Source organism: Cellulomonas pasadenensis (assembly GCF_047229365.1).
Lineage (GTDB): Bacteria > Actinomycetota > Actinomycetes > Actinomycetales > Cellulomonadaceae > Cellulomonas.
Window position 1 is genome coordinate 1 of record NZ_JBFTEP010000123.1, and the last position, 10,780, is coordinate 10,780.

The following is a 10,780-nucleotide window of genomic DNA, read 5'->3' on the forward strand; positions in this document are numbered from 1 at the left end:
CTCGCCGCCGCCGGCCTCGGCCGTCCCCCCGCCCGCCCTGCCGCGCGCGCTGCCGCCCTCGGGCAGCTCGCGGTGGGGCTGGCCGTCGTGGCGGCGCTCGTCACCGGCGTGCCGGCCGTCGAGGCGGGGCTGCTCGCCCCGGTCGAGCTCGCCGTCGTCGTCCTCACGCCGCTCGCGGCGTTCGAGGCGACCTCGGTGCTGCCGGCCGCGGCGGTGCAGGTGCAGCGCTCGCGCGCCGCGGCCGCGCGGGTCCTCGCGCTGCTCGACGACGCGGGACCGGCCGCACCGGCCGGGGACGTCGGGACCGCGGCACACCCGCTCGGTACGGACGACGGCCCGGCGCGCGGCGCCCGCGCGGCCGGCCCGCGGCTGCACGCGGACGCCCTCGCGTGCGGGTGGCCCGGGCGCCCGCCCGCGCTCGTCGACGTCGGCGTCGCGCTCGCCCCGGGCCGCCGCGTCGCGGTCGTCGGCCCCAGCGGCGCCGGCAAGACGACGCTGCTGCTCACGCTCGCGGGGCTCCTGCCGCCGGTGTCCGGGACCGTGCGCCTGGACGACGCGGACCTCACCGGGCTGCCGCGCGCCCGGGTCGTCCGGGCGGTCGTCGCGACCACCGAGGACGCCCACGTGTTCGGCACCTCCGTGCTGGAGAACCTGCGCGTGGCGCGCAGCGACGTGACCGAGGCGGAGGCGGCCGACGCGCTCGCGCGGGCGGGCCTCGGCGACTGGCTCGCCGCCCTGCCGACGGGCCTGGGGACCGTGCTCGGCCCCGACGGACGCACGGTCTCGGGCGGCGAGCGCCGCCGGCTGCTGCTCGCACGCGCGCTCGTCGCCGACGCTCCCCTGCTCCTCGTCGACGAGCCCGCCGAGCACCTCGACCCCGTGACGGCCGACGCCCTGGTCGACCGCCTGTGGCACCTGCCGCCGACCCGGGCGGGCACCGCGCGCGGCGTCCTCGTGGTCACGCACCGGCTCGCCACGCTCGCCGCCGCCGACGAGGTGCTCTGGCTCGAGCACGGGCGCGTCGCCGCACGCGGCCCGCACGCGCGGCTGCTCGCCGACGTGCCGGGCTACCGTGAGGCCGTGGAGTCCGAGCGCAGCACCGACACGACCGCGGGCGTCCGCCCGTGACGGCCAGGCCCGTCGAGCCGCCGCGGCCCGTGACGCCGCACGCGCCGGCCCCGCACCCGGTCGGCGCCCCGTTCGAGGGCGGCGTGCTCACCGAGGTGACGGGCGTCCCGGCGCCCCTCACGGGCGACGCCCTGAGCGACCTGCTCGACGCGGTCCTCGCCGTCGCGGGCCAGCTCGAGCTGCCCGCGGTGCTCGACCGGTTCGTGCAGGTCAGCGCGGAGCTCACGCACGCGCGCTACGGCGCCATCAACGTGCTCGACGAGACGGGGACGTCGACGACGTTCGTCTACACGGGCGTCCCCACCGCGGTGGCCCGCATGCTCGACCACCCGCCGCACGCGCAGGGCGTCCTCGGGCAGATCCCCCTGGACGGCGCGCTGCGCCTCGACGACCTCACGCAGCACCCGGCGTTCGGCGGCTGGCCCGCGCACCACCCGCCCATGGGCTCCTTCCTCGGTGCGTCGGTCAAGGTCGGCGAGCACGTGTACGGGCAGCTGTACCTGTCCGAGAAGGAGGGCGGCGGGCCGTTCGACGCGCAGGACGAGGAGCGGGTCGTCGCGCTCGCGGCCGCCGCGGGCGTGGCCGTCGCGAACGCGCGCCTGTGGGCCGGCGCCGCCCGCCGCGAGCACTGGCTGCGCGCGGGGCAGGAGATCACGACGATGCTGCTCGAGGGGGTCGACGAGGAGGACGCGCTCGCGCACATCGCCCGCACCGCCCGGCAGGTCGCCGGTGCCGACACGGCCGCGCTCGCCCTGCCGGGCCTGGGCGGCGAGCTGTTCGTCGAGCTCGCGGACGGCTACCTCGGTGACGAGCTCACGGGGCTCGTCATGCCCCGCGACGGACGGGCGTGGACCGCGCTCGAGGAGGGCGTCGGCCTGCTCGTGCCGTCCCTCAGCACGTCACGGACCGTCAAGGTCGACCAGATGCGCGCCTTCGGGCCGGCGATGTACGCGCCGCTGCAGTCGTCGGGGCGCGGCGTCGGCGTGCTCGTCCTGCTGCGCCGCATCGGGTCGACGCCGTTCGACGAGAGCGACCTCGCGACCGCGCAGTCGTTCGCCTCGCAGGCGGCGCTCGCGTACGTGCTGGCGGAGGCGCGGCACGCGCAGGACGTCGCGGCGCTGCTCGACGAGCGCGAGCGCATCGCGCGCGACCTGCACGACCTGGCCATCCAGCAGCTGTTCGCGACCGGCATGCAGCTCGAGACGGTGCGTCGGCGCGCCGCCCGGGGCGTCGACGCCACCGAGCTCACCGACATCGTCGAGCAGGCGCTCGACAACGTCGACAGCTCGGTCCGCCAGATCCGCCGGATCGTGCACGCGCTGCGCGACCCGGACGCCGCGACCGGCCTGGTGGAGCGGCTGCGCCGCGAGGCGTCGCTCGCCCGGACGGGCCTCGGCTTCGCACCGTCCCTCCTGCTCACGCTCGACGGCGCGCCGCTGACGCCCGGCGACGGCGAGGCGGAGGACCAGCTCGACGAGCGGCTGGGCGCCGACCTCACCGACGACGTCGTGGCGGTGGTCCGCGAGGGCCTGGCGAACGCCGCGCGGCACGCGCACGCGTCCTCCGTCGTCGTCCGTGTCGCCGTGCGCGGCCGCGGGCACACCGGGTCCGTGGAGGTCGACGTCGAGGACGACGGCGCCGGGCTGCCCGCGGTGCGCGAGCGCAGCTCCGGCACCGGGAACCTCGCCGCACGGGCGCGCGGGCACGGCGGCACCTTTACGCTCGGGACGTCGCCGAGCGGCCGCGGTGCGCTCCTGACGTGGCAGGCGCCCCTCGGCTGAGGCGCCCGGCCCGGCGGACCGTGGCGGAGCCGGTCGCGGCAGGGCGCCCGACGCGTCAGTGCCCGGGCTCGGACCGCCAGCCGGCGTGCTTGCGCGACGCCACCCACGCGGCGACCTGGGTGCGGCGCTGCAGGCCCATCTTCGCGAGCAGCGACGTGATGTGGTTCTTCACGGTCTTCTCCGCGACGCCGAGACGCTCGGCGATCTCCCGGTTCGACATGCCCTCGCCGATGAGGTCGAGCACGCGCAGCTCGCTCGGCGTGAGGCCCTCGGTCGGGTCCTCGTGGCCGGCGCGGCGCCGCGCGACCGTGCGCTCGTCGAGGAGCGTGCGCCCCGCGGCGACCGCGCGGACGACGTCCGTGATCTCGGCCCCCCGCACGCTCTTGAGCAGGTAGGCCGCCGCACCGGCCTCGAGGGCCGCCGCGAGGGCGTCGTCGTCGTCGAACGACGTCAGCACGATCGCGCGGGCCGACGGCAGCTGCTCGCGCACCGCCGTCAGCAGGTCGATGCCCGTGCCGTCGGGCAGCTGCAGGTCGACGAGCAGGACCTGCGGACGCACGAGCGCCGCACGCCGCACACCGTCCGCCACCGAGCCCGCCTCCGCGACGACGGTCATGCCGTCGGTCCGCTCCACCACCTCGGCGATGCCGCGGCGCACGACCTCGTGGTCGTCGACGATCATCACGGTCACGGGCCCCGGGCGGGCACCGGCGTCGGCCGGCGGCGTCGATCGGCTGGCGTTCGGCTGGCTGGGGACGGGCACGGTGGCATCGTAGCGAGCCATGACGACGATCCTGCTCCCGACCACGGTCGACGGCGTGCCGCGGCTGCCCGCCGGTGTGCGCGCGGTGCCCTACGACGTCACGGCTCCCCCGCCGCCCGAGGCCGCCGACGCCGACGCGGTCGTCGTCTGGGGCAACCCCGGCGACCGGCTCGCCGAGCTGGCGCGCGCGGCGCGGCGCGTGCGGTGGGTGCAGGCCCTCGCCGCCGGGCCCGACGCGGTGCTCGCCGCCGGGTTCGGCGAGGACGTCGTCGTGACCTCCGGGCGCGGGCTGCACGACGCCACGGTCGCCGAGCACGTGCTGGCGCTCGTGCTGGCCTGCGTGCGGCGCGTGCCCGACCTCGTCCGCGCGCACGACGCCCACCGGTGGGCCGACGAGCTGGGCGGGCGGCAGCCGCTGCACCCGCCCGGCGAGGTCCGCACGCTCCTCGACGCGCACGTGACCGTGTGGGGCTTCGGCTCGATCGCGGCCCGGCTCGCGCCGCTGCTGCGGGGCCTCGGCGCCGACGTGACCGGCGTGGCGCGCACGGCCGGCGAGCGCCACGGGTTCCCCGTCGTGACGCCGGACGACCTGCCGGACGTCCTGCCGCGCACGGACGTCCTCGTCGCGCTCCTGCCGGACCTGCCCGCCACGCGCGGTGCCGTGGACGCCCGCGCGCTCGGGCTGCTGCCCGCGCGCGCGTGGGTCGTCAACGCCGGTCGCGGCAGCACCCTCGACGAGGACGCGCTGCTCGCGGCCGTCCGCGCCGGCCGGCTCGCCGGGGCGGCGCTCGACGTCGTCGCCACCGAGCCGCTGCCCGCGTCCTCCCCGCTGTGGGACGAGCCGCGCGTGCTCGTCAGCCCGCACGCCGCGGGCGGGCGACCGGTCGGCTGGACGGCGCTCGTCGAGGACAACGTCGCGCGGTTCGTGGCCGGACGGCCGCTGCGCAACGTCGTCGAGCGCGACGACGCCTGACCTACCAGCGGCCGTTGCGCGGGCGCGGCTGGCACCGCGGGCACGTGTACGACGACCGGTTCATGAACTCGTCACGCCGCACGGGCGTGCCGCAGCGTGGGCACGGCCGACCCTCCTGGCCGTACACGGCGAGCGACCGGTCGAAGTACCCCGAGGCGCCGTTGACGTTGACGTACAGCGCGTCGAAGCTCGTGCCGCCCGCCGCGAGGGCGGCCGTCATCACCTCGGCCGCACCGTCGAGCGCCCGCCCCACCTCGGGGCGGCGCAGCGTGTCGGTCGGCCGCGCGTAGTGCAGGCGGGCACGCCAGAGGCCCTCGTCGGCGTAGATGTTGCCGACCCCGCTGACGAGCGTCTGGTCGAGCAGCGCCCGCTTGAGGCCCGTACGGCGCCGGCGCACCTGGTCGACGAGCGCGGTGCGGTCCAGCGCGGGGTCCAGCAGGTCCCGGGCGATGTGCGCGACTGGGCCGGGGACGACGGGCCGGTCCGACCCGAGGCCGCCCGGGCGGCCGTCGGCCGTCGGGACGAGGTCCGGCACCGACAGGTGCCCGAACGTCCGCTGGTCGACGAAGTCCAGCGCGGACCCGTCGTCGAGCGCGAGGCGCACGCGCAGGTGCGGGTGGTCGACCCACCCGGTCGGGCCGGGGGCGGCGACGGGGTCGGGGGCGCCGTCGGGGGCGTCGTCGGGAGTGTCCGCCACGGTCCCGGGCGTCGCCGTGGCCGCGGCCGGACCGCGGACGAGCAGCTGCCCGCTCATGCCGAGGTGCGCCATCAGGGCGTCGTCGCCGCGGCCCGCGCCCTCGTCGAGCAGCAGCCACAGGAACTTGCCGCGGCGCACCGCGGCGTCGAGCCGCCTGCCGGTCAGCCGCGCCGCGAAGTCGCGCGGGCCGCCGTCGTGGCGACGCACCGAGTAGTCGCGGTGCACCGCCACGTCGACGACGGTGCGGCCGAGGACGTGCCGGGCGAGGCCGTCCCGGACGGTCTCGACCTCGGGCAGCTCGGGCACGCCTCAGGCCCCGGCGGCACCCGTGCCGGGTGCGTCCGGCACGGCGTCGCGGGCGGCGGCGAGGGCCGTGTACGCGGCCGCGGCGGCCTCCTGCTCGGCGAGCTTCTTCGCCGTGCCGGTGCCGCTGCCGCGCACCTCGCCACCGACCACGGCGTGCGCCGTGAACGTGCGGGCGTGGTCGGGGCCCTCGCCGGTGACCTCGTACGTCGGCGCACCCAGCCCGAGCAGGGCCGAGAGCTCCTGGAGCGACGTCTTCCAGTCGAGGCCGGCGCCGAGGTCGGCGGCGGCCTGCAGCGTGGGCCGCACGAGGCGGTCGACGAGCTCGCGCGCCGTCTCGAGGCCGTGGGAGAGGTAGACCGCGCCGAACAGCGCCTCGAGCGTGTCGGACAGGATCGAGTCCTTGTCCGCGCCGCCCGTCGCGAGCTCGCCCTTGCCGAGGAGCAGGTACGCCCCCAGGTCGAGGGTGCGGGCGACGCGCGCGAGGGCGCGCTGCGACACGGTCGCGGCGCGCATCTTCGCCAGGTCGCCCTCGGACAGGTCCGGGTAGGCGCGGTAGAGGTGCTCGGTGACCACGAGCCCCAGGACGGTGTCGCCGAGGAACTCGAGGCGCTCGTTGGTCGGGATGCCACCCGCCTCGTGCGCGAACGACCGGTGCGTCAGCGCGAGCACGAGAAGCTCGGGGTCCAGGCGGACCCCGAGCTTCTCGAGGAGCGAGTCGGCAGCCGAGACCGCACGCGCGCCGCGGTGGGCGTCAGGTGTGCCGGTCATCGGGCCGGGAAGGTCAGCTCGCCTCGTGCTCGCTGCGCACGGCCTCCGCGTACCGGCGGCCGTTGTAGGCACCGCAGGTCGGGCAGGCGACGTGCGGCTGCGTGTGCGACTTGCACTGGGGGCACGTCGTGAGCGTCGTGGCAGTGGTCTTCCACTGCGACCGACGCGCACGGGTGTTGCTGCGCGACATCTTGCGCTTGGGAACCGCCACGGTCAGCTCTCTCTCTGTTCGTCGTCAGTGCTCGTCAGGCCGCCGAGGGCTGCCCAGCGAGGGTCGATCGTCTCGTGCTGGTGGTCCGGGTCGTCCGCGAGCCGCGCGCCGCACTCCGAGCACAGGCCCGGGCAGTCCGGACCGCACAGCGGCCGGAACGGCAGCGCGGTCACGACCGCGTCCCGCAGCGCGGGCTCGAGGTCGACCAGGTCGTCCTCCAGCTCGCGCACGTCCTCGTCCTCGTCACCCTCCGCCACCGCTGCCTGCGCCCGCTCGGGGTACACGTACAGCTCCTGCAGCGGCACGTCGAGAGGCTCGACGACACGCTCCAGGCACCGCACGCACTCCCCGACGGCCTCGCCGCGGATCGAGCCGGTGACCAGCACACCCTCCATGACCGCCTCGAGCCGCAGGTCCAGCTCGAGGTCGCTCCCGGACGGGACGCCGATCATGCCGGTGCCGAGCTCGTCGGGTGCAGGCACCGTCCGCGCGACCGTCCGCGTCGATCCCGGACGTCGGCCGAGCTCGTGGGTGTCGAGCACGAACGGCGAGCGGGGATCGAGGTGGGCAGAACGCACGGTCCGGTCCCCTCGTTTCCTGTGGTCCGTCCGGCACGCGGGCGCGCCGGACGGGTGTGGTGCGGTGTGATGACGAGTCGGCCCCGCCGCGACCGGCCGGACCAACCGACAACTGTACGGCACCGTCGCGGGGTGCCCAAACCGTCGGTCGCGCGGGCCGGTGCCGACGGGGCGGTGCCGACGGGGCGGACGGGCCGACGGCGCCGGCGATCAGGCGCTCTCGCCCGGCTGCAGCCGCCCCGCGAGCTTCGCGCGGCCGGCCTGCACCTGGCTCAGCACCTTGCCGAGGTCGATCTCGAAGTCGGCGAGCCGGCGGTCGCAGTAGTCGTCGGCGTCGCGGCGCAGGCCGTCGGCCGTCTCCTCCGCGTCCGCGACGATGCGCGCCGCGCGCGCCTGCGCCTCCGCGACGACCGCCTCCTGCTCCACGAGCTCCGCCGCCCGCGCGCGTGCCCGCGCCAGCAGCGCCTCCGCCTCGGCGTGCGCCGCCGCCCGGGCGGCGTCCGCGTCGGCCAGCACCGCGTCGGCGCGCTGCAGCTGCGCCGGCAGGGCGTCGCGCACCTGGTCGACCAGCTCGAGGATCTCCGCGCGGTTGACCAGCACCGACGACGACATGGGCATCGCCCGCGCCGCCACGACGGCCTGCTCGATGGCGTCGAGCACCCCCGCGACGCCGCCCGTGCGCTCCTCGTCGACCTCGTGCGCGCCCCGCTGCGACCCGGCCTGCTCCGTCATCGTCCGTCCCCTCCCTGGCGGGCCCGCGCGCCGAGCGCCCGGTGCACCGCCGCCGCCACCGGCGCGGGCACGAGGTCGTCGACCCGACCCCCGTGCCGCGCCACGTCCTTCACCAGCGACGACGCCACGTGCGCCAACGCCGGGTCGCCCAGCACGAAGACCGTCTCCACCCCGGACAGGTGCCGGTTCATCAGCGCCATCGGCACCTCGGCGTCGACGTCCGCGCCGCCCCGCAGGCCCTTGACCACCGCGACCGCGCCGAGGTCACGCACCAGGTCGACCAGCAGGCCCTGCGTCCCGACGACGCGCACGCCGTCCAGGTCCGCGAGCACCTCGGCCGCCAGCGCGACCCGCTCGTCGGCGGTCAGCAGGGGCTGCTTGGTGGAGTTGTGCGCCACCGCGACCACGACCTCGTCGAACAGCGCGCGGGCACGCCGCACGACGTCCACGTGACCGAGCGTCAGCGGGTCGAACGACCCGGGGCACACCGCGATCCTCACGCACGCCAACCTACGTCACGGACCCGTGACGGCACGCGACGGACGCTCCGCGTGGCGCCGGCCGGGCGCGCGGACGGGTGCGGCACGGCGCCGCGCCGTCGCGGGTCGTCGCCCGGCGGGGCGGGCGGCGCTAGCGTCCGGGCGCATGGACGACCCCCGGCCGGCCCGGGCCGACGACGTGCCCGCCATCCGGACCGTGTGCGCGCTGGCGTACGCCGACAACCCGCTCATGTCCTGGGTGCTGCCGGTGCGCTCGACGCGCGAGGACGCGTGCGCCGCGTGGCTGGGGCCCGCGCTCGAGCGGTACGTGGCCGTGGGGCACGTCGACGTGCTGACGGCCGGTGCGGCGGGGGTCGGCGGCGCGCCCGCCGACGAGGTGGTCGCCGTCGCGGCGTGGCGGCCCCGGCACGCCGACGATGCGCCCGAGCCCCCACCGCGCCTCCCCCGGCCCGCGGGCGTGCTGCGCGCGCTCGTCGGCCCGACGCGCGCCGAGGAGGTGCTCAGGGCCCTCGCCGGCACGGCCGCGTACGCGCCCGCCCGCGCCGGCGCGTACCTCAACTACCTCGCGGTCCACCCGGCGTACCAGCGGCGCGGGCTCGGCGGCGTCCTGCTGCGCCACGGGCTGCACGCGCTGGCCGGCTCGCCGTGGCGCGGCACGCCGTGGCTGGCGACGAGCGACCCGACGAACGTGCCGTTCTACGCCCGGCACGGGTTCGCCGCGACGGGCGCGTTCACGCTCGGCACGGACGGCCCGCGGCTGACGGTCATGCACGGGCGCGGCTGACGCCCCGGCACGGCCGCCCCGGCGGGGGCTCGGACCCAGGCGGGCGGCTCGCGCTCAGGCGGGCCGCTCGCCGAACCACACGTGCGTCTCGCCGTAGCGCCGGTCGTCGAGCGCCACCAGCGGCGCCGGCCACACCGGCGCGCCCGCGCGCGTCGAGCGCTCCACCACCACGACGCCGCCGGGCGCCGTGCAGCGGGCGACACCGTCGAGCGCCGTGGCCAGCGCCGCGTCCGCGAGGTCGTACGGGGGGTCGAGCAGCACGAGGTCGAACGCGGCGTCCGTGAGCCGCGCCAGGTACCGGTCGACGGTGTCCGCGACGACCTCGACGCGCCCGGCGAGGTCCAGCGCGCGGACGTTGCGGCGGCACGCGTCCACGGCGACCCGCGCGGTGTCGACGAGGACCACGTGCGCCGCGCCGCGGCTCGCCGCCTCGAGCCCGAGCGCGCCCGAGCCCGCGTACAGGTCGAGCACCCGTGCGCCGTCGACCGCGTCGAGGTGCTCGAGCCGGGAGAACAGCGCCTCGCGCACGCGCTCGCTGGTCGGGCGGGTGCCCTTGGCGGGCACCACGAGCGTCCGCCCGCCGGCGGCTCCCGCCACGATCCGCGTCATGCCCGCACCCCCGCCCGGGACGCCGACGCGCCGTCGCCCGCCCCCTCCATGGTCCGCTCCAGCCAGCTCTTCTCGTGGGTCGAGGAGCCGACGACCACGGCGACGGCGGTGAGCACGAGCTGGGCCGTCAGCAGCGGCGTCGTCACGGTCGCGAGCCCGATCGCGATCCAGAGCGGCAGCAGGCACAGCGCCACCAGGTCGGGGCCGCGCGCGATGACCGCGAGCGCGCCGGTCGGCACCGCACCGGCGGGCGTCGCGACGAGGTTCTTGCCCCAGTCCGGCGCCGGCCGGTAGGCGGCGCGCACCGCGGCGGCCGCCCACACGGGTGTCGACGCCACCGCCAGCACGAGCCAGTCGACGAGCGGGCCGTCGGCCCAGCGGGCCACGGCCGCCAGCGTCGCGGCGGACCACACGAGCGCGACGAGGCCCGGCACGACCATCCGCAGCCGCCGCACGGTCGTGTGCCGCAGCGGCAGCGTCCGGTCGAGCACGGGGGCCATCTCCGCCCACCGCGCGCCGTCCGCGCCCGCGCTGGCCGCCGCCCCGCCGCTCAGGACGACAGCGAGCACGACGCCGACCGGGCTCGCGAGCTGCGGCACGACCGTCGCCAGCACCGGGACCAGGACGGCGACGACCAGCTGCACGAGGTGGCGCGGCGAGCGGCGCAGCAGCACGAGGTCGGCCGTCACCAGCGCCGACGCGGGCCCGCGCACCGTCCGCAGGCGCGACGACCGGCGGCGCGCCGGCCGCAGGACCCCGCCCGCGAGCGCACGCCCGAGCTCGCGCGAGTCGAGGGACACCACGGCGCCGACGGCCTGGGTCGCGACCGACCCGCTCTCGCGGACCGTGCGCGCGGGCAGCCGGCCGAGCCGTGCGTCGACGAGCCAGCCCAGCGCGGCGACGACGGCGCCCGCCGCGGCGACCAGCGCCCACGGGGGCACGGGCAGGGT

The 10,780-nt window shown here is 77.8% G+C and carries 13 protein-coding genes; 4 read left to right on the top strand and 9 right to left on the bottom strand.

Going from position 1 to position 10,780, the window contains the following annotated elements; all coding sequences use genetic code 11:
- Window positions 1–1,128 (top strand): ATP-binding cassette domain-containing protein (locus tag AB6N23_RS14755; protein WP_412866771.1); only part of this gene is annotated, 1,128 nt, incomplete at its 5' end.
- Entirely contained in the window at window positions 1,125–2,909 is a 1,785-nt protein-coding gene (locus AB6N23_RS14760) for a sensor histidine kinase (protein WP_412866772.1), read from the top strand. The genes AB6N23_RS14755 and AB6N23_RS14760, both read left to right, overlap by 4 nt.
- A gap of 55 nt (window positions 2,910–2,964) precedes the next feature.
- Here AB6N23_RS14760 and AB6N23_RS14765 read toward each other — a convergent pair whose 3' ends face one another.
- Window positions 2,965–3,591: a response regulator gene (locus AB6N23_RS14765; RefSeq protein WP_412866781.1), complete on the bottom strand. Its 627-nt coding sequence runs from the start codon at window positions 3,589–3,591 to the stop codon at window positions 2,965–2,967.
- A 100-nt stretch (window positions 3,592–3,691) separates the two neighbouring features.
- Here AB6N23_RS14765 and AB6N23_RS14770 point away from each other — a divergent pair, with 100 nt between their 5' ends.
- Complete coding sequence (locus AB6N23_RS14770; RefSeq protein ID WP_412866773.1) at window positions 3,692–4,645, top strand: NAD(P)-dependent oxidoreductase; 954 nt, start codon at window positions 3,692–3,694, stop codon at window positions 4,643–4,645.
- 1 nt (window position 4,646) lies between these two features.
- Here the strand turns inward: AB6N23_RS14770 and mutM are convergent, their stop codons facing one another.
- The 6 genes from mutM to coaD all read right to left on the bottom strand — a co-directional run bounded on the left by mutM (window position 4,647) and on the right by coaD (window position 8,437).
- Window positions 4,647–5,648: a bifunctional DNA-formamidopyrimidine glycosylase/DNA-(apurinic or apyrimidinic site) lyase gene (gene mutM / locus AB6N23_RS14775; protein ID WP_412866774.1), complete on the bottom strand. Its 1,002-nt coding sequence runs from the start codon at window positions 5,646–5,648 to the stop codon at window positions 4,647–4,649.
- 3 nt (window positions 5,649–5,651) lie between these two features.
- Window positions 5,652–6,416, bottom strand: coding sequence for a ribonuclease III (gene rnc, locus AB6N23_RS14780; RefSeq protein ID WP_412866775.1), 765 nt, complete (start codon window positions 6,414–6,416; stop codon window positions 5,652–5,654).
- A 13-nt stretch (window positions 6,417–6,429) separates the two neighbouring features.
- Window positions 6,430–6,627, bottom strand: a complete 198-nt coding sequence (rpmF, locus tag AB6N23_RS14785; RefSeq protein ID WP_378202198.1) for a 50S ribosomal protein L32 — start codon at window positions 6,625–6,627, stop codon at window positions 6,430–6,432.
- Between the two features lie 2 nt (window positions 6,628–6,629).
- Window positions 6,630–7,169 carry a YceD family protein gene (locus AB6N23_RS14790; RefSeq protein ID WP_378202281.1) on the bottom strand — a complete coding sequence of 180 codons (540 nt, stop codon included), beginning with the start codon at window positions 7,167–7,169 and terminating at the stop codon, window positions 6,630–6,632.
- Window positions 7,170–7,415: 246 nt separating this feature from the next.
- Window positions 7,416–7,937 carry a hypothetical protein gene (locus AB6N23_RS14795; RefSeq protein WP_412866776.1) on the bottom strand — a complete coding sequence of 174 codons (522 nt, stop codon included), beginning with the start codon at window positions 7,935–7,937 and terminating at the stop codon, window positions 7,416–7,418.
- A complete protein-coding gene (coaD, locus tag AB6N23_RS14800) occupies window positions 7,934–8,437 on the bottom strand; it encodes a pantetheine-phosphate adenylyltransferase (RefSeq protein WP_412866777.1) in 504 nt (167 codons plus the stop codon). Before coaD ends, AB6N23_RS14795 begins: the two co-directional genes overlap by 4 nt.
- 145 nt (window positions 8,438–8,582) lie before the next feature.
- On the opposite strand from coaD, the gene AB6N23_RS14805 reads away from it, so the two are divergent.
- The gene (locus AB6N23_RS14805; RefSeq protein WP_412866778.1) at window positions 8,583–9,221 is read left to right on the top strand and encodes a GNAT family N-acetyltransferase; all 639 of its coding nucleotides are present in this window, start codon (window positions 8,583–8,585) and stop codon (window positions 9,219–9,221) included.
- A 54-nt stretch (window positions 9,222–9,275) separates the two neighbouring features.
- Here AB6N23_RS14805 and rsmD read toward each other — a convergent pair whose 3' ends face one another.
- Window positions 9,276–9,830, bottom strand: coding sequence for a 16S rRNA (guanine(966)-N(2))-methyltransferase RsmD (rsmD, locus tag AB6N23_RS14810; RefSeq protein ID WP_412866779.1), 555 nt, complete (start codon window positions 9,828–9,830; stop codon window positions 9,276–9,278).
- Window positions 9,827–10,780 (bottom strand): DUF6297 family protein (locus AB6N23_RS14815; RefSeq protein WP_412866780.1); only part of this gene is annotated, 954 nt, incomplete at its 5' end. The genes rsmD and AB6N23_RS14815, both read right to left, overlap by 4 nt.